Source organism: Clostridium sp. TF06-15AC (genome assembly GCF_003481165.1).
GTDB lineage: Bacteria > Bacillota > Clostridia > Lachnospirales > Lachnospiraceae > Otoolea > Otoolea fessa.
Genome location: NZ_QUKS01000004.1, coordinates 115,558 through 142,495 on the forward strand (window position 1 = coordinate 115,558; position 26,938 = coordinate 142,495).

The 26,938-nt window shown below is 49.9% G+C and carries 24 protein-coding genes and 1 other annotated feature; of the genes, 8 read left to right on the forward strand and 16 right to left on the reverse strand.

Features of this window, described 5'->3' with window-relative positions; all coding sequences use genetic code 11:
• The first annotated feature begins 173 nt into the window (after positions 1-173).
• A complete protein-coding gene (locus DXC57_RS09550; RefSeq protein ID WP_118652320.1) occupies positions 174-2,120 on the forward strand; it encodes a DEAD/DEAH box helicase in 1,947 nt (648 codons plus the stop codon).
• Between the two features lie 9 nt (positions 2,121-2,129).
• Here the strand turns inward: DXC57_RS09550 and DXC57_RS09555 are convergent, their stop codons facing one another.
• Positions 2,130-2,447 carry an EamA family transporter gene (locus DXC57_RS09555; RefSeq protein ID WP_182457272.1) on the reverse strand — a complete coding sequence of 106 codons (318 nt, stop codon included), beginning with the start codon at positions 2,445-2,447 and terminating at the stop codon, positions 2,130-2,132.
• 166 nt (positions 2,448-2,613) lie between these two features.
• On the opposite strand from DXC57_RS09555, the gene DXC57_RS09560 reads away from it, so the two are divergent.
• The gene (locus tag DXC57_RS09560; protein WP_118652324.1) at positions 2,614-3,981 is read left to right on the forward strand and encodes an NAD(P)/FAD-dependent oxidoreductase; all 1,368 of its coding nucleotides are present in this window, start codon (positions 2,614-2,616) and stop codon (positions 3,979-3,981) included.
• A 130-nt stretch (positions 3,982-4,111) separates the two neighbouring features.
• Here the strand turns inward: DXC57_RS09560 and DXC57_RS09565 are convergent, their stop codons facing one another.
• Complete coding sequence (locus tag DXC57_RS09565; protein ID WP_118652326.1) at positions 4,112-4,474, reverse strand: MGMT family protein; 363 nt, start codon at positions 4,472-4,474, stop codon at positions 4,112-4,114.
• Positions 4,475-4,476: 2 nt separating this feature from the next.
• Positions 4,477-6,234, reverse strand: coding sequence for a SulP family inorganic anion transporter (locus tag DXC57_RS09570; RefSeq protein WP_118652328.1), 1,758 nt, complete (start codon positions 6,232-6,234; stop codon positions 4,477-4,479).
• Between the two features lie 241 nt (positions 6,235-6,475).
• Positions 6,476-6,730 (forward strand) — a binding site (T-box leader).
• A gap of 113 nt (positions 6,731-6,843) precedes the next feature.
• Here DXC57_RS09570 and DXC57_RS09575 point away from each other — a divergent pair.
• Both DXC57_RS09575 and thrH read left to right on the forward strand, forming a co-directional pair.
• The gene (locus DXC57_RS09575) at positions 6,844-8,580 is read left to right on the forward strand and encodes a carbon starvation CstA family protein (protein ID WP_118652330.1); all 1,737 of its coding nucleotides are present in this window, start codon (positions 6,844-6,846) and stop codon (positions 8,578-8,580) included.
• Between the two features lie 335 nt (positions 8,581-8,915).
• A complete protein-coding gene (gene thrH / locus DXC57_RS09580) occupies positions 8,916-9,518 on the forward strand; it encodes a bifunctional phosphoserine phosphatase/homoserine phosphotransferase ThrH (protein WP_022359071.1) in 603 nt (200 codons plus the stop codon).
• 105 nt (positions 9,519-9,623) lie between these two features.
• On the opposite strand, the gene DXC57_RS09585 is transcribed toward thrH, so the two are convergent.
• From DXC57_RS09585 to DXC57_RS09600, 4 genes are all read right to left on the reverse strand, one after another.
• Positions 9,624-10,649: an NrtA/SsuA/CpmA family ABC transporter substrate-binding protein gene (locus DXC57_RS09585; RefSeq protein ID WP_347501961.1), complete on the reverse strand. Its 1,026-nt coding sequence runs from the start codon at positions 10,647-10,649 to the stop codon at positions 9,624-9,626.
• A 163-nt stretch (positions 10,650-10,812) separates the two neighbouring features.
• On the reverse strand, positions 10,813-11,517 hold the full coding sequence (locus DXC57_RS09590; RefSeq protein ID WP_118523920.1) for an ABC transporter ATP-binding protein: 705 nt from the start codon (positions 11,515-11,517) through the stop codon (positions 10,813-10,815).
• A complete protein-coding gene (locus tag DXC57_RS09595; RefSeq protein ID WP_118652332.1) occupies positions 11,504-12,292 on the reverse strand; it encodes an ABC transporter permease in 789 nt (262 codons plus the stop codon). Before DXC57_RS09595 ends, DXC57_RS09590 begins: the two co-directional genes overlap by 14 nt.
• Before the next feature lie 73 nt (positions 12,293-12,365).
• The gene (locus tag DXC57_RS09600) at positions 12,366-13,010 is read right to left on the reverse strand and encodes a hypothetical protein (RefSeq protein ID WP_118472182.1); all 645 of its coding nucleotides are present in this window, start codon (positions 13,008-13,010) and stop codon (positions 12,366-12,368) included.
• A gap of 424 nt (positions 13,011-13,434) precedes the next feature.
• Here DXC57_RS09600 and bioB point away from each other — a divergent pair, with 424 nt between their 5' ends.
• The gene (gene bioB, locus DXC57_RS09605) at positions 13,435-14,463 is read left to right on the forward strand and encodes a biotin synthase BioB (RefSeq protein WP_118652334.1); all 1,029 of its coding nucleotides are present in this window, start codon (positions 13,435-13,437) and stop codon (positions 14,461-14,463) included.
• A 107-nt stretch (positions 14,464-14,570) separates the two neighbouring features.
• On the opposite strand, the gene DXC57_RS09610 is transcribed toward bioB, so the two are convergent.
• The gene (locus tag DXC57_RS09610; protein WP_022359076.1) at positions 14,571-15,968 is read right to left on the reverse strand and encodes a sodium-dependent transporter; all 1,398 of its coding nucleotides are present in this window, start codon (positions 15,966-15,968) and stop codon (positions 14,571-14,573) included.
• A 310-nt stretch (positions 15,969-16,278) separates the two neighbouring features.
• Here DXC57_RS09610 and DXC57_RS09615 point away from each other — a divergent pair, with 310 nt between their 5' ends.
• Entirely contained in the window at positions 16,279-16,548 is a 270-nt protein-coding gene (locus tag DXC57_RS09615) for a hypothetical protein (RefSeq protein ID WP_022359077.1), read from the forward strand.
• A 29-nt stretch (positions 16,549-16,577) separates the two neighbouring features.
• A complete protein-coding gene (locus tag DXC57_RS09620) occupies positions 16,578-17,627 on the forward strand; it encodes a transglutaminase domain-containing protein (RefSeq protein ID WP_118652336.1) in 1,050 nt (349 codons plus the stop codon).
• Between the two features lie 234 nt (positions 17,628-17,861).
• On the opposite strand, the gene yqeB is transcribed toward DXC57_RS09620, so the two are convergent.
• The 7 genes from yqeB to DXC57_RS09655 all read right to left on the reverse strand — a co-directional run bounded on the left by yqeB (position 17,862) and on the right by DXC57_RS09655 (position 23,062).
• Complete coding sequence (yqeB, locus tag DXC57_RS09625; protein WP_118293485.1) at positions 17,862-18,677, reverse strand: selenium-dependent molybdenum cofactor biosynthesis protein YqeB; 816 nt, start codon at positions 18,675-18,677, stop codon at positions 17,862-17,864.
• Between the two features lie 114 nt (positions 18,678-18,791).
• Complete coding sequence (locus DXC57_RS09630) at positions 18,792-19,022, reverse strand: DUF3343 domain-containing protein (protein ID WP_118468191.1); 231 nt, start codon at positions 19,020-19,022, stop codon at positions 18,792-18,794.
• Between the two features lie 68 nt (positions 19,023-19,090).
• Positions 19,091-20,230, reverse strand: a complete 1,140-nt coding sequence (locus tag DXC57_RS09635; RefSeq protein WP_118652338.1) for an aminotransferase class V-fold PLP-dependent enzyme — start codon at positions 20,228-20,230, stop codon at positions 19,091-19,093.
• Positions 20,227-20,844, reverse strand: a complete 618-nt coding sequence (gene yedF, locus DXC57_RS09640) for a sulfurtransferase-like selenium metabolism protein YedF (RefSeq protein ID WP_118652340.1) — start codon at positions 20,842-20,844, stop codon at positions 20,227-20,229. The genes DXC57_RS09635 and yedF overlap by 4 nt, the downstream gene beginning before the upstream one ends.
• A gap of 12 nt (positions 20,845-20,856) precedes the next feature.
• Entirely contained in the window at positions 20,857-21,891 is a 1,035-nt protein-coding gene (selD, locus tag DXC57_RS09645) for a selenide, water dikinase SelD (protein ID WP_118628943.1), read from the reverse strand.
• 17 nt (positions 21,892-21,908) lie between these two features.
• Positions 21,909-22,733, reverse strand: a complete 825-nt coding sequence (gene yqeC, locus DXC57_RS09650; RefSeq protein WP_243101434.1) for a selenium cofactor biosynthesis protein YqeC — start codon at positions 22,731-22,733, stop codon at positions 21,909-21,911.
• On the reverse strand, positions 22,712-23,062 hold the full coding sequence (locus DXC57_RS09655) for an arsenate reductase family protein (protein WP_118652342.1): 351 nt from the start codon (positions 23,060-23,062) through the stop codon (positions 22,712-22,714). Before DXC57_RS09655 ends, yqeC begins: the two co-directional genes overlap by 22 nt.
• 419 nt (positions 23,063-23,481) lie before the next feature.
• Here DXC57_RS09655 and DXC57_RS09660 point away from each other — a divergent pair, with 419 nt between their 5' ends.
• Complete coding sequence (locus tag DXC57_RS09660; RefSeq protein ID WP_022359086.1) at positions 23,482-24,423, forward strand: ion transporter; 942 nt, start codon at positions 23,482-23,484, stop codon at positions 24,421-24,423.
• A 92-nt stretch (positions 24,424-24,515) separates the two neighbouring features.
• Here the strand turns inward: DXC57_RS09660 and pheT are convergent, their stop codons facing one another.
• Positions 24,516-26,936 carry a phenylalanine--tRNA ligase subunit beta gene (gene pheT, locus DXC57_RS09665; RefSeq protein WP_118652344.1) on the reverse strand — a complete coding sequence of 807 codons (2,421 nt, stop codon included), beginning with the start codon at positions 26,934-26,936 and terminating at the stop codon, positions 24,516-24,518.
• Positions 26,937-26,938 lie beyond the last annotated feature (2 nt).

The following is a 26,938-nucleotide window of genomic DNA, read 5'->3' on the forward strand; positions in this document are numbered from 1 at the left end:
TTTAACTAAGTGTTCTTATTATATCAAATATTTTTATATTTTTCTGCAATCTGATTTCCCGTTCTTGCACATCCATGCAACTTCTGCGATAATAGAAACATTCCTATATCAAATGAAGCTTTAAACCAGAAGATTTATCGGACAGGATATTTACATAAAGAGGAGACTTTCAAATGATCGAGCCAAACCAGCTTCTTCAGACATATATCCGCCAGTATCAGGCGGCAAGCAAGAAAAAAAGAAAGACCAGTTCCCGCCCCCGCGATCTGAGCGAGCGGACCAACCGGCTGTTTAAAACACTGAAACGCACCAAACCGACACAGGTCACCAGCCTCTCGCTGGAGGAATGGCACCGCCAGATCAAAAATCTGGCTTATTTTGCGTACCGTTCGCACAACGATTCTGTCACAAAGCTCATTGAAACCAGCCTGCTGCCACAGCTCATCCGCCTGGATGAGGCAATGTTTCTGCCCGCCCAGCGCGATGATATTTCCGTGGATTTTCTGAATTATCTGGAAACAGAATTGGATGGTCAGCTCTGCACGCAGACACTTCTGGAGCTTTACCAGATCTATAAGCGCTACGTCATCCAGTATAAAATCATGGATCTCGTCCCATCCCGCCCAGAGCTGGAATTTCCGGAGACTATGGCGATGAACCGCCGTTTCATTCTCCACATCGGACCGACCAACAGCGGCAAAACATTTCACGCGCTGGAACGCTTAAAAACAGCGAAAAAGGGCACCTACCTCGGTCCGCTGCGCCTTCTGGCGCTTGAGGTATATGAAAAAATGCACGACTGCGGCGTTCCCAGCACCATGCTGACCGGTCAGGAGTGTATCGCCGACGATGACAGCCGGATCACAGCTTCGACGATCGAGATGGCAGATTTCTCCGAGGAATACGATATTGCCGTGATTGATGAGGCGCAGCTGACCGCCGATCCAGACCGCGGTCATTGCTGGACAAAGGCGATTCTGGGACTGAAAGCCCACGAAATCCATGTCTGCATGAGTCCCGCCGCTGAATCTGCTGTCACACATCTGATCCATCTGTGCGGCGACAGCCTTGCCATCTGCCGGTATCAGCGCAAAACTGCGCTCATCTGTGAGGACACGCCATTTTCCTTCCCGGAAAGTGTTCTTCCCGGCGATGCACTCGTCGTATTTTCCAAAAAATCTGTGCTGGATGTAGCGGGACGTCTGGAAGAAGAAGGTATCAAGGCAAGTGTTATATACGGAAGCCTGCCGCCGGAGATCCGCCGCCGCCAGATGCAGCTTTTTACCAGCGGCAAAACCAAGGTGGTCGTCGCCACCGACGCGATCGGCATGGGACTCAACCTGCCTGTCCGGCGTATCGTATTTGTACAGACCCAGAAATTTGACGGTACCACCCGGCGCGGTCTGTCCGTACCGGAGATCAAGCAGATCGCCGGACGCGCCGGACGCTTCGGACTCTTTGACACCGGCTACGTCAATGCGATGGGGCAGGAATCCCTCGATTATATCCGGGAACAGCTTACTCAGGAGGAGGAACCGATCGAAAAAGTCAGCCTCGGTTTCCCACAGATTCTCCTCGATCTGGACGAGCCGCTGGACGTTATCATCAAAGTCTGGAAATCCGTTGAGCCGACGCCTCCGTTTGAAAAGGTCAGCGTCGATGAGATTTTAAGCCTTTATGCGCAGGCAGAACGCCACAGAGACGATATCTACGGATTCGATGACAAACGGATTCTCTACCGCATGATCAGCTGTCCGATCGATATCAAGGATCATCAGGTTGTCCTGCAATGGCTGCGCTACTGCAAGGATTACCCGGCGGACAAACGCCTGAAACACCCGGACAAAGGCGCCGGTTCCAAGCTGGGACTGCAGAAATACGAAACGTATTACCGCAAGCTCGACCTCTACTACCAGTTCTCCCACCGTTTTGACAAGATCATCGACGAGGACTGGCTCGAACAGGAACGCAGCCGCACTGAGGGTACGATCATGCGGTATTTGTCCAAGGGCAAAAAAAGCTACATCGCCCGCTGCCAGCGCTGCGGACGGATACTGCCGGTTGGATATCCGTTTAAGATTTGTGAGCCGTGTTTTCATCACAGTTCCATTATCGATTAGCCCCTGATTTTACCGTTTTATTTTCCGGCTGTTCAACACCACCAATGCTGTAAAAATCAAAAGAATGCCCAGCACATTTTCAACCCGCAGCATTTCTCCAAATACCACAATCCCAGCCACAGCTGCCACCATCGGCTCAGCAAACGCCAGAACCGAGGCTTTTCCTGCCTCCATCTGGCGGAGTCCCGGTGTGTAGCTTACAAACGGAAAAAAGGTAGATACAAGTCCCAGCGCCAGCCCTTTGCCAAGAAGCGCCGGAGAGGTCATCAGGCTCGAAAACACCTCCGGTAATTTTACAAAGGGAATCAGGCTGATGGTTACAGCCATAAAAGAATCTTTATTCTGAGGTGATGATATAATAACGGAAGATGCCATGACGACATAGGGGATGATGTTTCGGGGCAGCGCATGACGTGCTGCCTCTTTTTTCGAAATTTATGCTATAATACAGAAAGAGGGAATCAAATTTTAGGAAAACAAGGAGAATTTCAATATGTATGATGTGTTAATTATCGGCGCCGGTCCCGGCGGTATCTTTTCTGCCTATGAGCTGATGGAACGTAAACCGGATTTAAAGATCGCTGTTTTTGAGGTAGGACATCCGCTGGAGCACCGTAAATGTCCCATTGATGGTGATAAAATCAAGTCCTGTATTCACTGCAAATGCTGCTCCATCATGAGTGGATTCGGCGGAGCCGGTGCATTTTCTGATGGAAAATACAACATTACCAATGATTTCGGCGGTACTCTCTATGAGTATATCGGAAAGAAGACGGCCATTGAATTGATGGAATACGTGGATGGAATCAACCTCCGCTTTGGCGGGGAGGGAACGAAGCTGTATTCCACTGCAGGAACAAAGTTCAAGAAAACCTGCATGCAGCATGGTCTGCATCTTCTGGATGCTTCGGTTCGCCATCTGGGTACGGATATTAATTATGTTGTTCTGGAGCACCTCTATGATCATCTGAAGAATAAGGTAGATTTCTATTTTGACTGTGCCATCGAAACCGTGGAGAAGACCGAGAAGGGTTACAAGGTTTACAGCGATGATACAACCTTTGAGGGTACGAAATGTATCATTTCCGCCGGCCGAAGCGGCAGTAAGTGGATGCAGAAGGTATGCAGGGACCTGGATATCCATACGAATTCCAACCGTGTCGACCTGGGGGTCCGGGTTGAACTGCCGGCTGAGATCTTTTCCGATCTTACAGATGAACTCTATGAGAGCAAGATCGTGTATCGTACGGAAAAATACGAGGATTACGTGCGCACCTTCTGTATGAATCCCAAGGGAGCTGTGGTAAATGAGAATACCAACGGCATCGTAACGGTAAATGGCCACAGCTACGAGGATCCTGCAAAGCAGACCCATAACACGAACTTTGCCCTTCTGGTAGCGAAACATTTTTCAGAGCCCTTCAAGAATTCCAATGAATATGGAGAAAGTATTGCAAAACTCAGCAACATGCTGGGCGGTGGTGTAATTGTGCAGCGTTTTGGAGACCTGATCCGCGGAAAAAGAAGCACGCAGCAGCGAATCAATGAATCTTTTACGGTTCCAACCCTCAATGCGGCAGCCGGTGATCTGAGTCTGGTTCTCCCGAAGCGGATTCTGGACGGTATTATCGAGATGATTTATGCCCTGGATAAGGTAGCACCGGGTACGGCGAATGATGACACCCTTCTCTATGGAGTGGAGGTAAAATTCTACAACATGGAGGTGGAAGTGGATCATAACCTGATGACCTGTCATGATGGACTCTACGTCATCGGTGACGGCAGCGGTATTACTCATTCCCTTTCCCATGCATCTGCCAGCGGTGTCTATGTGGCACGGCAGATCGCGGAGACAATTTAATAATAAACGGTCAGAAATGTCTATTAAAAATGGATAAGATGCAGCCCCTATCGTCTGCCATCTTATCCATCTCATTTCACTTCTTTCGCTTACCAACATCTCATTCAGATGCATTTTCCTTGATTCCCACTCAGATCCCCAACTTCCGAAACAACACATACAATTCTTCTGCCTCATCCATCGAAGGTTTCCATCCATATTGTTTTAAATCGACGCGGTCACCGTCCTCGGTGGAGTCCACCCGTATTCCATCCTGTTCCAGCAGTTTTTTCTGCTGTCCCGGATAGTCGAACGCCGCTGCGCCGCTTAGAAAGCCCTTGGAATTAATCACCCTGAATGCCGGGACATCGCCCAGGCGGTTGGTGCGGAGCGCATATCCCACCTGACGGGAATGGCGCGGTGCACCGCACAGGAGCGCTACCTGACCGTAGGTCGTCACGCAGCCGTCCGGAATGCGCCTAAATACTTCTTTCATTCTCCGATAGATGTCCATAATTATTTTCCCAGCACCTCGTCCGCATGATCAAGTGCTGCCTCGATATTCGGGCAGAAATGATCGCGTCCGACCATATCCACAAATCCTGCTTTCTCCATCACGTGCATCGGCTGCTCGTTGACATGGGACAAAATCAATGTGACGCCGTTCTTCTGGCAGCGCTCATAGAGGGCAACCATCGAATTCATCGCTGTACTGTCAACTGCCGGAACAGCACGCATACGAAGAACCAGGCATTTCGTCTCCTCGCGGGTTTCAATCTGGTTGATGCGGTCTGCTGCACCGAAGAACAGAGGTCCTGTAATCTCATAAACAGCCAGTTCTCTCGGTATCTCCCGCAGACGTGCCTGTTCTTTCATGGCTGCTTCTTCATCTTCTGCAGCTGCCGCTAAGAGCTGTGCCTCTTCCACTGAAAGCTCTTTTCCGGCTTTTTTCGCTTTTCTTGCTTCCTGCGCTTTGCGCTTCTGCTCCTCTACTTCTTCGACATAAAGCCAGCTTCTGACGCCCGTCTCATCGCTCATCCGCTTCATAAACAGCAGGCAGGATAACAGCATACCGATCTCGATCGCTACAACCAGATCGAAGATAACGGTTAAGAAGAAGGTCAGCACCAGAACCGCAATATCACTCTTCGGAGCCGTCTTGGTCAGACGGACGAAGGTTCTCCACTGACACATATTGTAGGCAACCATAAACAGGATTGCCGCGATGGTCGGCATCGGGATCCAGCTTGCACACGGCATCAGAACTACCAGAATCAGAAGCAGGACAACCGCATGAACCATGCCTGCAACCGGGGTACGGCCGCCATTTTTGACATTGGCTGCGGTACGCGCGATCGCGCCCGTCGCCGGAATACCGCCAAACAGGGCGGAAATAATATTACCCGCGCCCTGTGCCACCAGCTCCGTGTTGGAACGGTGTTTTCCGCCGATCATGCCGTCCGCTACCACGCAGGAAAGCAGAGACTCAATCGCCGCCAGAACTGCAATCGTAAACGCATCCGACAGGGAACCCTGAATCACATCGTAGCTAAACACCGGCAGACGAAACGCCGGAAGCTTGTTGCTGACCGTGTAAAGGTCGCCGATCGTATTCACATGCAGCGGCAGGAATTTTACCATTAAAATACCTGCGATAACCGCTACCAGCGATCCCGGAATTTTCTCCGTGATCATCGGCATCACGATCAGAATCGCCAGACACACCACGCCGACGATGACCGCGTGCAGGTTGACACTTCCGAATCCGGCTGCGAACGCTTTCAGCTTCTGCATCGTCTCGATCGTCTCCATTCCTGCCGGATAGGTCACGCCGAAGAAATCCTTCAACTGACCGATGACGATCGTCACCGCGATACCGGAGGTAAATCCGGTTGTAATTGTAAACGGAATAAACTTAATCAATGAACCAAAATGGCAGAATCCCATGACGACCAGGATAATACCTGCCATGATCGTCGCAACTGCCAGCCCTTCCACGCCGCTCTTCGCCACGATACCTGCCACGATCGTTGCAAATGCCGCCGTTGGACCTGCAATCTGTACCTGGCTGCCGCCTAAAAATGAGATCACAAATCCGGCTGCAATCGCCGTGTAGATACCCTGTTCCGGACCTACACCCGAAGCCAGCGCCAGCGCGATCGAAAGCGGCAGCGCGATGATCGCTACGATGATACCCGCTACCACATCTGACATCAGCTGTGCGCCGGAATACTTCTTCAATGTTGTAAACAACATTGGACGTATTTTTTCCATACCTCAAACTCTCCCTTTTTCTTCCCAATTTAAATAAAAAGTAATTGCCAGCCCTAAAAAGAACCGACAATTACCTATTATACCGCAAAATAAGGGGGTGTCCAGTTTTTTCGAAATTTTAACACAGATTTCTTAGTTGTGATTTTTTTGTCAAAATGACGGATTTGTAAACTTTCTGTCACAAACTTCCGGCTATTTTTTCGATTGACTTTCCTTTAAAAAAGTCTATAATTCGTACTTGTAAAAAGCATTGAGCAGGACACGATTTCCAATTCTCCACGTTTTCAGAGAGCTGCCGGGCGATGAAAGACAGTAACGCCGATGGAAATTATCCCCTGTGAGCTGATCGGACAAACGCATGCAGGATACCAGTAGTCCGGTCCGGATTCCTACCGTTAAAGAGGAACATATTCAGAATGATGGATATGGCTGAGAGATCGGCTTTACAGCCGGTAAAAGAAGTGGTACCGCGGATGCTTATGCCTCCGTCTTCTTGAACTTTTAAAAGTTTCAGGAGGACGGAGGCTTTTTTGTTTCCCCGCTCCCGAAACTCCGGCAAACTGCCGGGACACTAAAAACCATTTGACCTATGGGAATGGAGGTATCTTTATGAACACACTAGTTATCGTAGTTATCGCAGCCGGTTGTCTGGCGGCTGGTTATCTGCTCTACGGCAGATGGCTCGCCCATAAATGGGGCATTGATCCAAACGCCAAAACACCGGCCGTCACAAAAGAAGATGGTCAGGACTATGTTCCGACCGATGGCTGGGTTGTATTTGCCCACCAGTTTTCATCCATCGCCGGTGCCGGTCCTGTCACCGGTGCTATTCAGGCGGCTGTCTTTGGATGGGTTCCGGTCTTTCTCTGGATCATCCTCGGCGGCATCTTTTTCGGCGCTGTTACCGATTTTGGTGCCCTGTACGCCAGCGTTAAAAATGAAGGCAAATCGATGGGACTTCTGATTGAACAGTACATCGGCAAAACCGGTAAAAAGCTGTTTCTTCTGTTCTGCTGGCTCTTTACTTTAATTGTAACCGCCGCTTTTGCCGACATGGTTGCTGGTACATTCAATGCATATGAGACGGTAGACGGCGTGACCAGCTTATCCGCCGCCGCAACTGTCAACGGCGCAGCCGGAAGCATTTCCCTTCTGTTCATTGCCTTTGCCGTTGTATTTGGACTGATTCAGAAAAAGGCTCAGTTCCATGGCTGGAAACAGACCTTGCTCGGACTTGTCTGCACGGTAGCTGCTTTCGTCATCGGCATGAACTGCCCGCTCATTACCACCAAGGCGAACTGGTCCTACATGGTATTCGCTTACATTTTCCTCGCAGCCGTTCTTCCGATGTGGCTTTTGATGGAACCGCGTGACCTGATGACAACCTTTATGTTTGCCGGTATGATTATCGGTGCCGTCGTTGGACTGCTTGTCGCACATCCGGCAATGAACCTGGCGCCTTACACTGGTTTCCACAATGAGAAATCCGGTGACCTGTTCCCGATTTTGTTTGTAACCGTTGCCTGCGGCGCCGTATCCGGTTTCCACAGCCTGGTTTCCTCGGGTACTTCCTCCAAGGCAATCACCAATGAAAAGGATATGCCGAAAGTTGGCTTCGGCGCTATGCTTCTGGAAAGTTTACTGGCTGTCCTGGCTCTGTGCGTTGCCGGTGCTGCCGCTTCCGCTGATGGCACGCCTGCAACCGGTACTCCGTTTGCTATCTTCTCCTCCGGTGTTGCCGGATTCCTGGAAATGTTCGGAATCCCGGTTTACGCTGCCCAGTGCTTTATGACGATGTGCGTCTCCGCACTTGCCCTGACAAGCCTGGATTCCGTTGCACGTATCGGACGTATGTCCTTCCAGGAGCTGTTCAGTGTCGATGACATGGAACACGCCGAAGGATGGAGAAAACTTCTCTGCAACAAATATTTTGCAACTGTTATCACCTTGGTATGCGGCTACATTTTAACCCAGATTGGCTACTCCAACATCTGGCCGCTGTTTGGCAGCGCCAACCAGCTGTTAAGCGCCCTGGTTCTCATCACCCTGTGCGTCTTCTTACGCGTCACCGGCCGCGAAAACCGCACGCTGCTGGTTCCGCTGGTTGTTATGCTGTGCGTTACCTTTACCGCACTCGTTGAGCGCTGCATCGCACTGGTAAAGGCTTACAATGCCGGAACCGCTGTCTTTATGGTAGAAGGACTGCAGCTTATCATCGCGGTTCTGCTGATGGTTCTGGGTGTCATTATTGTGGTTCATTCCGGTAAAGTACTGTTTTCGAAATCGACTGCTTCGAAGACAGAAAACGATAAAAGATCTGAAATGAATAAACCGGCGCATTGCTAATGATTTCATCAAAATCAAATTATAACCCGACTATAGGTGCCAAAAAGGGAGTCTCTCGCTCACGAAACGAGACTCCCTTTTTTGGTATTTTTAATTCTATTGATAACCACTCTGCTACTATATGATGCCAACTCTTCACCTCTGAATCTTTCTCACCGCGAATAATTGGCACTTTTGTTACTGTTCACGCATACGTGCCCAGTAACGCACTTTTTTCTATTCTTTCATCTTTTCTCAAATTTCTCTGGTATTTCCCCTGCATTTCGTCTATAATAGGAAGCAAATTTTTCAACCGAGCACAGCGCTGACAGGCGTTGTATCAGACAGGAGGAGACATGGATATTGTATGTTTAGATCTAGAAGGTGTATTAGTGCCGGAAATCTGGATCGCATTTGCTGAAGAAACCGGAATCCCGGAGTTAAAACGCACCACCCGCGATGAGCCGGATTATAACAAACTGATGAATTACCGTTTAAACATCCTGCGCGAGCACGGACTGGGACTCAAGGAAATTCAGGAAACGATCTCTAAAATTGATCCGCTTCCGGGCGCAAGGGAGTTTTTAGACAAATTAAAAGAAATCACTCAGGTAATCATCATCAGCGATACCTTCTCCCAGTTTGCCGGACCTCTGATGAAGAAACTTGGCTATCCGACCATCTTCTGCAACTCTCTGGTTGTCAGCGAAAATGGCGAGATTACCGATTTTAAGATGCGCTGTGAGAAATCCAAATATACAACCGTCAAAGCACTCCAGTCCTGCGGCTTCGAGACGATCGCCAGCGGCGACAGCCACAACGACCTCGCCATGATTGAGGCAAGCAAGGCGGGCTTCCTCTTCCGCACGACGGAGGAGATCAAGGCAGAATATCCGCAGATTCCGGCTTATGAGACGTATGATGAGCTGTTAGAAGCGATTAAAAAGGTATTAGCGTAAACATTCCGTATTTTCATAATTGCATATGCAATCGTAAAAGCAGCCCCCGGAATCCACACTCCGGGAGCTGCTTTTCAATCGTTTATCCTCTCAAATGTTCACTGATTATTTTTCAATAAATAACTGTTTTACATCAAATGCCTCGTCGATCATGCCGGATTCATACATGAAATCAGCGGTCTTCTGGAAGCCTTCTTTGTCATCATCTGTGATCTCGGTAGAGAAATCATAGAGATCGTACATGCTTTTGACTGCATCGGTGTCCAGATCCAGCTCATCGGCTACGATCTGCATCGTCTCATCCGGTTTTTCTTCCATGAAATCAGCAATCTCGGTCTGTGCTTCTTCCAGCTTCTCGATGATCTCCGGGTGCTCGTCATAGAATTTCTGTGTCACTGCCACTGCAATGATCGCCTTAATCAGGCCTTCGCCGTCGGCTACCAGGTGGTAACCCTGCTTCCCTGCATTGTAAGCAGTTGCGCCAGCAACCAGAGCCACGTCTACACTGCCGCCGTCCAGACCTGCTTTTGCATCCGGGATCGACATATTGACATAGTTGACGTCGTCGATCGTCATGCCAGCCATTGCCAGATAGGAAACGAGAAGCTCATGCAGGTTGGTTCCGGTCGGTCCTGCGATTGTCTTTCCTCTCAGGCTTTCCGGCGTCGTCAGGGACTCATCCTTAGAATACATACAGAATGCCTTCGGAGAACGGCTGTACATATTTAATACCTTGATATCCGCTCCATTTGCTGCAGACAGAATCACCGAAGTACCGCCAACCGCATACAAAACCTGCACATCGCCGGAAGCCAGCGCCTGTGTCTGATCTGCCCCGGAGGTCAGCTCCGCATAATCAACCTCAATCCCCATATCGCCAAATGTTTTTTCAAAAATACCCTGATTTTTCTCGATGATCGTCGGCACATTGAGCGGAGAAGTTACATACGTAAAGGTCAGCTTATCCAGATCAGATTCTTTCGCTGTCTCCTCCTCGGCTGCCGCCTCCTCTGCGCTGGTTTCTGCCTCTGCCTGCGTGCTCTCAGCCGCATCTTTTGTACCGGAGCAGCCTGCCAGGGAAGCTGCGGTAAGGCAGAGTGCCATTCCCATTGCCATCCATCGTTTCATCATAATCGTTCCTCCTCTAAATAAAATGTAAATTATTGTAACTGTTCAGTAGGTCTGCGCATTTACTGCGCTGACTGTACGAAAACATGGGCCAGCAGGCAAAAATCCCATTGCCGTAGGCAATTTTTAATGGATTTTTGCGCGTGACTGTGAAGGCACTGAACAGTTATAAATTATTTATAATATCCCTTTTCAGGGTTATCATCTCATCCTCCAAAAGATTCCTCTCTTCCTGCGGCGCCTTGACCTCATAGAGCGCCTTGACCATGCCCTTTTCAATGACCGCAATCTGGCTTCCCAGAATCAGTGCCTCATCGATGCTGTGCGTCACAAACAGAATGCTCGCACTGCGCTCCTGCTGGACACGCAGAAGCTCTTTCTGCATCTGTTCCCTTGTAAAATAGTCAAGCGCAGCAAACGGCTCATCCATCATGATAAAGGTCGGCTCATACGCCAGCGCCCGCGCGATCGCCGCCCGCTGCTGCATTCCGCCGGAGAGCTGTGCCGGATATGCTTTTTCAAATCCAGATAATCCGACCGTGCGGATAACCGCCTCTATTTTCCCCGGATCTGTCTCCTTTTTTGAAAGCCCGAACACCACATTTTCCCAGACGGTCAGCCACGGCATGAGGCGCGGTTCCTGAAAGACAAATGCCGTCTTGTGGGCGCTCTCCCAGCGGATCTCTCCGCTGTCCGCCGTCTCCAGTCCTCCGGTCAGCCGCAGAAGCGTCGTTTTCCCGCATCCGCTCTGCCCCAGAATCACGGTGATTCTCCCCGCCGGAAGCGACAGGTTGATCCCGTTTAAAACGGGAATCTCCCGGTTATCCACCCGGTATGTTTTATGAATATCAATCAGTTCAATTCCAGCCATTTTCCCCGGATCCTTTCAGCACAAATCCTATCATCCATCCAAACAGGCGATCCGTCACATATCCAACTGCCCCGATCGCCAGAATCCCCACGATCACCTTGTCGGTCCGCGACATCTGCTGTGCAAATAAAATCATATGTCCAAGCCCGGTGGACGCCGCCACCATCTCCGCACCGATAATGGCGCGCCAGCTATAGCCAAGCCCGATCCGCATTCCGACCAGAATATCTGCCCTCGCATAGGGCAGAATGATGCGGAAAAATTTACGGCGCTTCGAGTAGCCAAACATATCGCCCACTTCCAGAAGTTTCGAATCGCACCCGGTAAATCCCTTCACGATATTTAAGTACATCGGGAAAAAGGACGCCAGCACAATAATCACCGTCTTCGTCGTCTCTCCGATTCCGCACCAGAGAATCAGCAGCGGAATCATGCTGAGCGGCGGGACATTGCGGAAAAACTGCACAATATACTCATAGTAAACGCTGCTGCCCGGAAACAGCGCCCGGAACGTTCCCAGCACAAAGGCAAACAGGAACGCAATCGCAAATCCCTTCATGACACGCAGGAAACTGATTGAAATATCCCCCCACAGTTCCCCGGTTTTCACCATTTTTAAAAAGCTCGTCCACACCCGCGCCGGGGACGGCAGCACATACGCACTGACCATCTCCATGCGGCAGACCAAATACCAGATCAGAAATACCGCTCCGATTCCCAGCGCCGGACCGAAGTATTTCTGCCAATTATCCTTGAATTTCTTCGTTTCTTTCATTCTTCCCATTCTTTTGCCGCAATTCGTGCATTTTCCGCTTCTTCAAGCGTTTTCCATGAACCGCAGCTTTCTCTCACTCTGTCTGCACGCCATCCCCGTGATGGCATCCATCCTTACAATACAAAAGTTCCAGCAGATCCGCCTGCTTCCAGCTTCCGCTCTCCACATATGCCCGGATTTTCTCCGGACTGCTGACACTCTCTACCTTCGCCGCTTGTCCATCTTTCCGGCAGATTCCCGCAAAATACCCCGGCGGAATCGGGCTGTCTTCGATCGCCCGGACGCACACCTCACCGCCCGCCAGACGATTCCATGCGATAAACCGCGTATTCTCAAGTCCCAGCGAATTTCCAAGCACCGCAAGACTCTGGCATGGCGTCGTGATGATCTTCTCCCCATCCGCCAGATCCGGACGCGTGCTTAATTCCCGCGCACAGTGAAGTAAAATCGGCTCGATCGGGGCAACTTTCAGGTTTTCAATTCCAGATTCGTTTTCCGGCTCCTTCTGTATCTCTTCAAGCAGCCGAACTGCCTCCGGACAGCGCGCATCCGCAAGCGTCACGCCCGCCCGCAAACTAGCTTCATATCTTTCCCGGACGATCCGTCCCCAATCGCCCCGGCACTCGACCCGCGTCAGACCATGCCGTTCTAAAAAACGCTTCAGCGAATCTTCCTCACACATCCCGGCAGAAACCGGATTTATCCACAAATACTGCATTGTTTCTCCACTCTATCCAATCAGGCTGCCTAGCTTTCACACCTATGCACCTAGTTTACTTCGTTTTCACGTTCCCTGCAAGTTAGTTTTTTCTAACTAGCTTATCATAGCAAAAAATCGATATATTGTCCAGTTTTGATTGTAAACTTTTACAATTTTATAAGTTGACACTAGCCGGTAAAAATGATAAAATCGGTTTTAATGATTCCTATTTTCATACATCTTTAATAGGTTTTGTTCCGAACGGATTCCTGTTTTTATTGAATCCTATAAAAAAATATGCCTTGGCACATCCTCTCGGAGCGTTTTTTGATTGGAAAATGATGGAATTTAGTTACTTCTGTTTACTGCTGGCATACCATCTGCTACATAACTTCAAAAATTTATATACATTGATTACATAATTCACAAAGGAGATTTTTCTATGAGTACAGCTACTTCTACCCAGACCTCTTCCACCGAATGTCCTTCTACCGAATCCAGCACTACCGCCGCTGATCCAGTTCTGACCCGCGAAGAGGCGATCGCGATCCTAGCGGGTCCGGACAGCGAACTGCCGGAACTTTTAAAACGCGCCGGTGCGCTGCGCCGCAAATATAAGGGGAACCGCGTCAGCATTCACCTCTTAACGAATGCCCGCAGCGGCAACTGTTCCCAGAACTGCGCCTACTGCGCCCAGTCCTGCCGTTCCAAGGCGGATATCGAGACTTACAAATGGGTCGATGACAAGAAACTCTACGATGACAATGAATTTGTCCACGACCATCACCTTGCCCGCCATTGCATTGGTCTGAGCGGTATGGGATTTTCGGACGATGAGATCCGCGAGCTGGCAGACCGCATCCGGGTCATGAAAAAACAGGGAACACATCTTTGCTGTTCCATCGGATTCCTGACCGAAAAACAGGCGCTGATGCTCAAGGAAGCCGGGCTTGACCGAATCAACCATAACTTAAACAGCAGTCGTTCCTATTATCACAACATTTGCACCACCCACACCTTTGATCAGCGTGTCAACAATATCAAAATGCTGCAGCGGCTCGGTTTCGAGATCTGCAGCGGCGGTATCATCGGCATGGGCGAAAGCCACGCGGATGTGGTCGATATGTTATTAGAGCTGCGTGAGATCGCACCGCAGGCGCTTCCGATCAATTTCCTGCTTCCGATTCCGGGCACCCCGTTAGAGCACACAGACACCTCCGGTCTTACGACCGAATACTGCCTGAAAGTCCTCTGTCTTGCCCGACTGATGGTTCCACAGACCGATCTGCGCTGTGCAGCGGGACGCGAGGTCTATTTCAAAGGACGCGAGGGGGATCTTTTACGCGTCGTAGACTCCATCTTCGCATCCGGTTACCTGACGGCAGGCGGACAGGGCATCAAAGATACAATTCAGGCGATCGAAAATGCCGGATATACCTATGAGATCGAGTCGGATGACCGTGAGGAATAATGAGACCCATTCAAACAGAGCGTCTTTTCATGGGACGCTCTTTCTATGAAAAAAGGTTTTAACCAGTTCACATATTTATCGTGAAAACCAGCTAAAACCATTTTTCATTACAGCATATTAATAAACCCGGTCGATACCAGGAAAAGAACCAGCATGACAGCCGGCACAATATACCGGATTAAGAAGCTGTACATACCTGCTCTTGAAAAATGTTCCCCATTTTTCTCGACTTCTTCCACGATCCACTTCGGTCCGACCACCCATCCAATCAGGATGCTGGTTAAGAAGGAAATGATCGGCATAAGGAAGCTGTTGCTGATATAATCCATCACATCAAGCAGCTGTCCGGTGGAACCGTTCGGCAGCTTCAACTCAAAATACAGAACATTGTAGCCCAGACAAATGAGAACCGCCGTGATCAGGGAATAGATTCCGACCATCACACACATCTGTTTTCTCGTCTTTCCAAACACTTCCATGCAATTGGCAACCAGCGTTTCCATGACAGAAACGCAGGATGTCAGCGCCGCAAAGCCAAGCATCAGGAAAAATGCAAGTCCCACGATATGACCGGCGCCTCCCATCGCCTGAAATACCTTTGGAAGCGAAATAAAGGTCAGACTCGGACCGGACGCCATGCCGTCGCGTCCTAAAAATACAAAGACCGCCGGAATAATCATCATACCGGACAGAAGCGCCACACCTGTATCAAAAAATTCAATCTGGTTGGTCGCCTTGTTCAAATCGATCTCATCTTTGACATAAGAACCATATGTTACCATAATTCCCATCGACACACTCAGTGAGAAAAAGAGCTGGCTCATCGCATCCAGCAGTACTTCCAGAAATCCTTTTACCGTCAGTCCCGTAAAATCCGGGCGCACGTAGACGAGGAATCCCTGTATTCCCGTCCGGACCGTCCCATCCGCATCCGTGTAGGAAAGCGTCAGTGAAAAAATCGCGATTCCGATGACTAACAGGATCAGTCCCGGCATGATAAAACAGGAAAATTTCTCAATTCCCTTCTCCACACCTCTGTATACAACCCAGATTGTGAGCGCCAGAAAGATTCCCGTGAAAATCAGCGGCGCATTCTTTTCCGTGATAAACGATGTAAAATATCCGTCCTCCGCCACATCCCTGCCGGATGTCGTCAAATACTCAAAGAAATATTTCGTGATCCATCCGCCGATGACCGAATAATACGTCATAATTAACATCGGAACCAGAAACGTCAGGTATCCAACAAACTTCCACTTCGGATGCAGCGTTCCAAACGCCCGCAGCGCATTCTCCTTCGTTCTTCTGCCGATCGCCACATCCGTCGTCAGAAGTACAAATCCAAATGTCGCCACCAGCACCAGATACACCAGCAGGAACAGTCCGCCTCCGTCTTTCGCACATAAATACGGAAAACGCCAGATATTTCCTACACCGACGGCACTTCCGGCTGCTGCCAGCACAAACCCCAGCGAACCGCTGAAGCTGTTTTTCTTTTTTGCCATTTACTTATAACCCCCGTGATTGTAACTTTTATGTCCGTCTCCCGCGGACATAGACAGCTTCTATTCTACCTGTTTTTATTAGAATTACAAGTATCTGCCAGCAATTTTCTCCTCAAATCCCCCCCTCCCGCTTTTCTTCCCAGCCGCCCCAACGTTACTGTTCACGCATCATGCCCAGTAACGGAATTTGCCGTGGCTTCGCATTTAATTTATTTCCTCCCTTTCATCTCTACTTGCCTGCCTTATCATCTTCTGCTAAAATTAAAAAGATAAAAACAGAAATTTTCTCATGGAATGAGGCATATACACAATGAACAACAATCAAACATTCCCGCGTCTTTGCCGGGTTTTAGAAATATACGAAGCCGATTTTGGCTGTGAAGAACGCCCGGACGGACAGGAAACGATGGTCTGTGTCCGTCTGCTGGACACAACTGAAAATGCAAACCTCTCAGAGCATCCAGAATATACGATACGCACCGCGGATCAGGCACTCTATGATGCCGGAATCGATGAGGGCGATCGCGTCTGGTTTGACCCGGAATCCGGGCAGATTGAGAAAGCGGCTGAATCACACTAAAATATAAAGAATTACAAAGGAATATCAAAATGGAACCATTTTACTATAATCACATGAACAAGAACCAGCAAGCCGCCTACCGCGCCATGCAGCAGGGGCTTACCAATCTCTCCGACGAATTTCAGATTCCGCGCCTGGAGGGAAAGGATTTAAGCAATGTATTTTTTGAACTGCGGCTCGATCACCCGGAGATTTTCTGGGCTTCCGGCTTTAAATATAAGTATTACCCAGATTCCCCGAACCTGATCCTGATACCGGAATACCTCTTTGACAAGGGCAAGATCCGCGAACATCAGAAAGCGATGGGCGCCCGCGTCGAAAAACTTGCCCGCCCGGCAATGAAGCTGACTGAACTGGAAAAAGAACGCTATATCCACGATATTATCTGCGAACACGTTCACTATGACAAATTAAAAAAGCCCTACTCCCATGAGATCATCGGACCTCTGGGACAGGGCGTCGGCGTCTGCGAGGGCATTGCCAAATCGGTCAAAATTCTTTGTGATACGCTCGGCATCTGGTGCATGATCGCGCTCTGCGGCAATAACCCTGAAAAGGGCATCAAATACCGCCATACCTGGAACATCGTCAAGATCGGGAAAACGTACTACCATCTGGACGCTACCTTCGACAACAGTCTCGGCAAATGCAGCCAGACAGGGGAGGAGATCCGCTACGATTACTTCAATCTCGACGACAAGGCGATCTTCCGCGACCACGAACCGCTCATCGCCCCGGCGCCTGCCTGCACGGACAGCGATCATTTCTACTACAAAGAAAAGAAGCTTTCCTTTACCAAACAGGAGGATGTTTACAAGCGCTCCTTACAGGCGGCCAAAAAAGGAAAAACACTGACGTTTCACTGGCGCGGCGGCTATCTGACAAAGGAAGTTCTGCGTGAACTGCTCGATCTAATCGAAAAAGCCGGAAAAGAACGGCAGAAAACAGCCCTAATCAAGCTTAACTGGCCCCAGGCTGTCCTGCGCGTCCGCTATACTGATGAGGCCATCCAGCCGATTGTCACCATGGAGAAAGCCAATGAAGGGGAAGAAACCCCGGAAGGCACAGCGTCTTTATAGTTCGCTGTGCTTTTCCGCGGAGCATTTTTGTGTCATAGGACGAAGTTTCCTATGACATGAAGATTCTAACAATCATAGAGATCATCTTCCAAAACCAGATCCTGATGTTTATCAAAGCTGCCTGCCAAAGGAGCTTATCCAGAAAGTTTTACGCTGTTTTTTTGCTATACGTCAATGATTAGGATGAAATTTCTTAGAATTTTTCTCAAAGGAACTATTGCTATAGTCTCTCTTTTACTTCCATAACTGGGCACACACCAACTCCAGTACACTTCCCGCGATACATCTCGCCTTGTCCGAGATCAGAAAACAGTTGGAAAGTTCCTCTTTTCTCGGATCGACATCTGCTACCTTGAAATGTTCCGTCACCCGATAACCATCCCGCAAAAGACCTCGCAGAATGCCCGTGATCTGTGTCTGAACCAGAAGTTTCGTTCCGTCCTCCTGCCAAATCTCCGCGATCGTGTCCCCGGCTTCAACGATATCACCGATCACACGCACATTTTTGAAAATACCCGCTGCCTGCGCGTGAATCACCCGCTCTGCACCGTATCCACCGATCACGCCCGGAATCCCCGTATTCGGGATTGCCGCACCCTCGCGAATAATTCGCCCCAGCCGGTGACCGCGCTTTGTCTCCACCACAACATCCACATCCTCACCTGCCGTAAAGCCCGGACCAAGTGCAATAGTGAGCGGTGCCATATCCCGGCGGGTTCCAAGATTTCGCTTTGCTAGAATCGCATCGATCACAACAGCCGGTTTCAGCGCTCCAATCGACACGCCTTTCGGATCAATCAAAATCGGCACGCTATTTTCCTGCCAGACCGCTTCTGCCTCCTCATATCGATCAATCCGGACAGCACGAAGCCCCTCGACCTCAGTTGTTTTTGTATAAACCGCCTCACACAGAGCTACCTGTCGCCGGATCGCCGCCGGATTTTCAATCTCCAGCACCAGCACCCGAAGCCCTGCCGCCCAGAGCCGATGAATCGTTCCAGTTGCCAGGTCACCGCCGCCGCGCACAATAATTAAATCATCTCGTTTCATGAGGATGCCTTCTCCTATCTCACTTTTGTTACTATTATTTCCATTACCTGTTTATGCAGCTTCTTCTTCAAATAATTCTTTTGATTGTGTTTTCTGCTTTTAGAGTAATTCTTTTTACTGCCACACACACGACACCTTATCATAAACAGAAGTGTCTATCCGTCCGCTCCACTGCTCCCACTCCTCCGGGCGCATCCGCCACGCGAGACCACAGCCAGCAGAAATCTCTCTCGGAAGAGGAATCAGACGTCCCGGAATGCCGGTTTCCATACATCGTTTTTCCCATTCCATCGCCGCCACGGTCGTGTGAAAAGATAGAACAATAAATGGATGTTTTTCTCTCATACTGCCGCTTTCTCCTCATTCCCTACTTTTTTGCAGACCCATTGAAAACCCGATTTTTTCCCCAGTTTTTACGCTTCCTCTGCCAGTGCCCGAACTGCTTCTGCTGCCCTCTCAATCTCCTCTTCCGTATTAAAATGCGAAAAACTGAACCGCACCACTCCCTGACCGACCGTTCCAAGCGCCCGGTGCATGAGCGGCGCACAGTGTGCCCCCGCGCGGACGCAGATGCCGTATTCTTCCCAGAGTGCATCCGCCACACGTGCCGAATCTTCCCCGGAAAGGTTGAGGGAGACGATCGGCGCATGACATTTTGCCGCCGGATCTCCATACACAATGATGCTCGGAATTTCCTTCACCTGTTCGTAAAAACGGCGTGTTAAATCCCTCTCCCGTTTCTGCAATTTCTCGATCCCCTGATCCATCCGGTAACGGATGCCTGCTGCCAGCCCCGCCAGACCATGGACATTGAGCGTCCCGGCTTCGAGTGCCGTTGGCATTTCCTTCGGATGGTGTTCATCATAACTGTGAATACCGCTGCCGCCAACCAGAAGCGGTTCCACCGAAAGTCCCGGCTTCACATACAGCCCGCCGGTTCCCTGTGGTCCCAGAAGCGCCTTATGCCCGGTAAAACAGAGCACGTCGATTCCGAGCTTCTGCACGGAAAACAGTTCTTCCCCTGCAGTCTGCGACGCATCCACAATCAGAAGCAGTCCATTCCGTTTAACAAACGAAGAAATATAGGAAAGATCCGTCACATTTCCTGTCACGTTGGACGCGCCGGTAATTACCACCGCACGCGTCTCTGGGCGCAGAAATGCTTCCAACTCTTCATATTTTAGATTTCCACGCGCATCCACACCCACAAAACTAAGCATCGAACCCCGATCACGCAGACGATAAAGAGGACGCAGCACCGAATTATGCTCACAGACCGTCGTGATCACGTGATCGCCCGGACGAATCAGCCCGGAAATGGCTATGTTCAGCGCCTCTGTTGCGTTTGCCGTAAAGGCAATCCGCGATGCATCTTCCGCATCGAACAATTCTGCTGCTGCCGCACGTGCCCCGTACACCAGTCTTGAAGCATGTAAGGTTGCCTCATGCGCGCCGCGCCCCGGATTTCCTGCGGTGCGAAGCGCCTCAAGGACTGCCTGTTCCACCTGCAGCGGCTTTTGAAGCGAAGTCGCCGCATTGTCCATATAAATCATGGTTTTACCACATTTCCAGCGCCCAGCATTTTTTCAGCGATGACATACATGTTGGTTACACCGCCGACTGCCAGCTTCTCGGTCAGACCATAGAAATTCAGGCAGGTGCCGCAGGTCAGAATCTCCACACCTTTTGCCTCCAGTGTCTTCAGATCCTCCAGCATCGGAGATCCTTCACAGGTCAGACTGGCTCCGCCGTTATAGAAAAGAATGGTTTTCGGCAAGTTGTCCTGCTGGGTCAGGGCAAATGTAAATGCCTTCAAAAGCGTCTTTCCAAGTTCCTCACTGCCCTCGCCCATCTTATCATTGGCAATCACAACCACGGTATCGGTACGGCTGTCCGGAATACAGGCTTCGCATCCGGCTCCTGCCTGTGCTTTTTCCTCTTCTGTCTGTTCACCCACCGTAAAGATAACCTGATATTCCTGATCCGCCAGCTTCTTTGCACTGCTCTGATAGCCCTTCTGCTCTGCCATTTTCGTCAGATTCTGAACTGCAATCTCATTATCCACCAGCACTTCCACCTGTCCGGCACCCGAAAGTTCCTCTATCGCGTGTTTTGCCTTTACGACCGGAATCGGGCATGCGTCTCCTCTTGCATCTACTTTCTTCATTTCTGTTTCCTCCTATCCTCGTACAAAAATTTCAACCTCTCCCGGTTCCGTGATCGTTCCCACGATCCGCGCCGGAAGCCCGGCGTTCTGCAGCTCCTGTTCCAGTTTCTCCGCCTCATCCGGGGCAGCTGCCATCAGAAGTCCGCCGGAGGTCTGCGGGTCAAACAAAACCTCTTCCATTGAAAACGGTACATTTTCAAACTGCACCGCCGCCCCGACATGGTTGCGGTTTCTCTGTCCTGCCGCCGTGTATAAAAACGCATCTGCCGACTCACGTGCGCCCGGAAGCACCGGAATATGGTTCACATCAATCTCGCACGACAGCCCGCGCCCCATCATTTCATGCAGATGCCCCAGAAAACCAAACCCAGTCACATCTGTGCACGCGTGAACCGTGTACTTCCGGCTGATTTCCGCCGCTGTTTTATTGAGCGTCGTCATCGACTGTACCGCCCCGTCCATCTGCTCTTTTGTCACTTCTCCGACGCGGTTTGCCGAACAAATCAGCCCAACCCCCAATGCCTTTGTCAAAATCAGGCGGTCGCCCGGCTGTCCGGCATCATTGGCGTACAGCTTTTTCGGATTTACCAGTCCCGTCACGGACAAACCGTATTTCACGCCCGTGTCCGCGATCGAGTGACCGCCCGCGAGAATGCCGCCTGCTTCTGCCACCTTCTCCGCGCCGCCCTGTAAAATCTGTCCCAGAACATTCAAATCCATTGATTCCGGAAAACACACCAGATTCAGCGCCGTCTTGACCTCACCGCCCATCGCGTACACGTCGCTCAGCGCATTTGCCGCTGCAACCTGTCCAAAAATATACGGATCGTCCACCATCGGCGGGAAGAAATCAACCGTCTGCACCAGCGCCAGATCCTCCGTGACCTGATACACTGCCGCATCGTCCCGGCTGTCATATCCGACTAAAAGATTCGGATCCTTCTCGCCGCGCGGTAGTTTTTCCAAAATGCGGCTTAAAACACCGGCTCCCAGCTTTGCCGTACAGCCGCCGCCCGTACAAAATACGATATCCTTTTTCTCACTCATCTCTCTCACTCCTGATTTCATTCTGTTCCTGAAAAGGAAGTTAAAATTCCCTGAATTCCGTAGCTATGTTTCAGGATATCCAGTACCTTTCTGCCATCCTCCCGGCGCTCTGACGTGTCCGCCTGGTTCAGAACCGCAAAAAACGAACGCCCCGATATATCTTTTCTGGCACCGTTTTCGCTACCAAGAAGCCACGCCAGAAGTTCTGGGGTCAAAGGCGTATCTTTCGAAATGGGCACTTCTTTGATCAGTCTTTTTCCTTCTTTGGGATAAGCTGCGTCCCCATACTCGCACACATCCCTGTTCCACGCCTCAATCGCCAGTTCCGCCCGGAAGCACACCTCCCCCAGCGGACGATACAGGGCACTCAGCCCCGCGACCGCCAGCACGATATCGCTCTGCGGCAGTATCACCGGCTCATGCGCCGCCGGGAATTTACACGGAAGACATTTCGCGCCATCCGCCTCCAGAAATGTGATATCTGCATCCGAAATCCACTCGCTTCGAATCGCTTCTGGCAGAATTGTCAATTTTTCGTGTGGGGCTGGGGTTCCGGCTACGACGTAGGTTCCCTGCTGCCAGAGACGATCGCGCTCTTTTCCGGCATTCTCCCACGCGGTATTTTCTTCCTCATTTACCGCAATCCACGGCACATTTACCGGCTTCCGAATATGCGTCGTCGTCGCCGTCAGCACCCGCCATCCCTTCGCCGTGCAGTACGCCGACAGCGCATACAGAAGCGTCGTCTTTCCGCCTCCGCCAATCAGCGAGACCACGTGTCCTTTTTCACGTAAGAAAGGAAACTTCTGCTCCCAGTCCATCACCGCAGCTTCTCTTCCCATTCCTTCTCCCGAAATCCCGTTAAAACAGTATCTCCATCCACAATGACAGGGCGTTTTACCAACATCCCATTGATGGCAAGCAGCTTCAACTGTTCGTCCTCGCTCATCTGCGGCAGCTTATCCTTTAACTGCATTTCCTTATATAACATCCCGCTCGTATTGAAAAATTTCTTGATCGGCAGCCCGCTTCTCGCTTGCCACTTCTTCAATTCCTCATACGTCGGATTTTCCTCCACGATATGGCGCTCTGTATATGAAATTTCCTGTGCATCCAGCCATTTTTTCGCTTTCTGGCAGGTACTGCATTTTGGATAATAAATAAACAGCATCTTATTCCTCCTTTGTGAGTATGCTTGCTATTATACGGCACCTTCTATTTTAAATGCGACCGTTCTAAACAAAGCATTTTACCTTTTTAAATTACCTACAGAAATTATACCCAGACACCAGAAAGATTGCAAGGGATGCCTGAAAATGATACAATAATAATATCTGCAACTATATTCAAGTCGAACGTCCGTGAGACTTGGCGCGTGATCCTGGTCAGCGAAGCTGACATATTCCTATCAGAATCACTGCGCAACCTCGCGGAGCGTTTATCTCAGTCGGAGACAAGGCTTCCACTGAGACAAATTTGCTATTACTCACCACCTGAAGAGGTAGGAATCTTCTCGACTGAGATAACTCCCCCTCTTTTATACCAACAGGGAAACACATTCACCCAAAAATTATTATAAAAATATCCACTATGAAAGAAAAAATATTTAACATCATCCAGATCGGCGACAAAAGCAACCGTATCAGCCGTGCATTCGATATTTTCATCACCTTCACGATCATCTGCAATATCATTGTCACGTTTCTGGAAACATTCGATCAATTAACATCCTTCGGTGGTCTGTTTACCATGCTGGAACATGCCAGTGTCCTGATTTTCTGTATTGAATACGCGCTGCGCATCTGGACTGCCGACTATCTCTATCCAGAAAAAACACCGGGACGCGCCCGGTTCTGCTTTCTCATTTCCTTTGATGGAGTGGTGGATCTGCTGACGATCATCCCTGTCTTTTTTCTGTCGGGCTTCATCATTTTCCGTATGCTGCGCGTGGCGCGGATTTTCCATCTGTTCCGGCTCAATGCGAAATACGACTCGTTCAACATCATTACCACCGTACTCTATGAAAAACGGAACCAGATCATTTCCTCTGTATTCATCGTCATGGTGCTGATGCTGGCGAGCAGCATGTGCATGTATAGTGTCGAGCACAACGCTCAGCCGGACATTTTCCGCAATGCATTCAGCGGCATCTGGTGGAGTATGTCCACGCTGCTGACCGTCGGTTACGGCGATATTTACCCGGTCACAACGCTTGGGCGCGTGATGGCGATCTGCATCGCCTACCTCGGAGTCGGTGCCGTCGCAATCCCAACCGGTATCATCAGCGCCGGTTTCGTCGAACAGTACCAGCGCAAGAGCAGCCTGTCCAGCATGAAGGACGCGGATATTCAGGAAATTGCCGAGGTTTTCGTCGATAAACGGTATGCCGGAAAAACCATTGAAGAGATGGAAGAAGAGCAGAATATCAAGATATTTCTGGTGCTGCGCGATGATCTGTCGGTGCTTCCGCAGAAAAATATGGTTTTGAAATTAAATGATATTGTGATTATACGAATAGAAAATGAAGCGTAATCAAACTTATCATCAAACATTTTTTGTGAACACAAAAAGACTGCCGTCCAAAGTTTCTCTCTCTGGACAGCAGCCTTTTCTTTCCTTCAAAATCAGCTTCTCAGCTCAATTCCATACGTCTTATTCAGCTGTTTCAGCACTTTCTTGACATATCCGTCAACGGTATCTGCCTTGAACGCCTCTTCCTTCGGAGTGAAGAGAACGGTAAATGCCATCGATTTCTTATCGGCTGCGATCTGTCTGCCCTCGTATACGTCGAACAGGCTAACATCCTTGACGTAAGCACAAGCCTCGCGGATACAGCCCTCAACCTGTCCGCAGGTGATGTCTTTGTCCATAACCAGCGCCAGATCACGTTTTTCCTCCGGGAATTTTGGAAGCGGCTCAAATACTTTGGCTTTTCCATACCATTTCTCCAGCGCTTTCATGCTGATCTCCAACACATACGCATCTTCGCGCATTGCCTCTTCCTTCATGATCTCATATTTTACCTTACCGAGGTAACCAATCTCCTCGCCCTCGCAGAAGATCGCTGCGGTCTGATACGGATGCAGGAACGGTTTCTCTGCTTTTTCATAGTTAAAAGTAATATTTAAAACATCGGCAACTGCCTCTGCCATTCCCTTTAAGGTAAAGAAAGACTCTTCCTTACCAAATGCACCGATGCACAGCGTCTCTCGCTCTTCCGGATATTCCGTCAGAGGCAGGGACTTCGGAATAAATGCATTTCCAATCTCGAAGATACGTCCCTCGAAGATGCCTCTCTTCTGGTTGCGTCCCATCGCATGAATCATCTGCGGTGCCAGTGTTGTTCTCATCAGGGACAGATCCTCGTTGATCGGATTCATGATGCGGATCGCCCTGCGCTCTGGCGCGTCCTCTGCAAATCCCATTTCATCCAGATCCGACGGGGAGAAGAAGGAATAGTGGATTCCCTCAAATGCGCCAACACTGCACAGCGTTCTCTTTACTTTCAGAATTGTTCTCTGACGCAGGTTGCTTCCACCGATCGTCACCTTAGCACTCGGCATGAAGGTCGATGTGATGTGATCGTAGCCGTACATACGGATCACTTCCTCGGCAACATCCGGATAATCTTCCATATCCTCGCGGTATGCCGGGAAATGCATGGTCAGTTCGTCGCCGTTGATCTCCGGCTGGAAGTTTAAGCCAGTCAGGATGCGTAAAATATCCTCGTCCGGAACGGTAATACCCAGAACAGCGTTTACCTTCTTAACACTTGTCTTGAAGGTAGTCGGCTCTAAGGAGTTTCCGGTATTTACATTTTTATGGGTCTTGGAAATCTTACCAACTCCCAGCTCCTCAACCAGGTGCAGGGCACGTTTCATCGCCATCTCGGTTGTGTACTCATCAACACCCTTAGAATATCGCTGGCTCGCGTCGGAGCCCTGTCCTAATGCACGGGAGCTTCTGCGGATGTTGTCACGGGCAAATTTAGCTGCCTCAAACATCACTTCCGTCGTGGTATCACGGATCTCAGAATTTAAACCACCCATGATTCCGGCAAGTGCTACCGGCTTTTTGCCGTCGCAGATAACCAGATTGTTCGGATTTAAGGTAAATTCTTTCTCATCCAGCGTCACGATCTTCTCGCCCTCGGCCGCGCGTCTTACGTTGATCGCATTGCCCTCCAGATAATCGCAGTCAAACGCATGAAGCGGCTGACCTAACTCACGCATGATATAGTTTGTAATATCAACAATATTGGAAATGGAATTATTCCCTACCAAAGCCAGACGTCGTCTCATCCATGCCGGGGACTGACCCAGTTTTACGTCATATACATAGTGTGCAATGTAACGCGGGCAAAGATCCTGTGCCTCTACCGTTACGTTGAAGCCTTCTTTCTCAACTTCTGTCTCAGTGTAATCCAGTGCCGGTGTCTTGAGCGGCTCGCCCAGTGCGGCGGCAACCTCTCTTGCCAGACCGAAAATACTCTGGCAGTCCGGACGGTTTGCCGTGATAGAAACATCGAAGATCCAGTCATTTAAGCCAGTCAGCTCTTTGACATCCGAACCAATTTCCGCATCCTCCGGCAGAACCAGCAATCCGTTGTAACCAGCACCCGGATACAGATCCTCGTTTAAGCCAAGCTCGGTACCGGAACACAGCATACCCTGGGACTCATAACCTCTCAATTTACCCTTTTTAATGGTAGCCACGCCCTCGATCGTCACATGATCTTTTGCAGTTGCATATACTTTCGCGCCAATCATGGCAACTGGGAATTTTCCGCCAGCTTTTACATTGTCAGCGCCACAGCAGATCTGTAAGAGTTCCGGACCACCTACATTGACCTGGCACACATGAAGATGTGTTTCCGGAATCGGCTCACAGGAGTCAACATAACCAACGACGATGCCACTGATATCCTTGCCAACCTGCCATTTTTCTTCTACCTCAAATCCACAGTCAAAAAGCTTCTTCTCCAGCTCATCTGCGGAAATATTAATATCTACATAATCTTTTAACCAGCTTAACGGTACAAGCATTT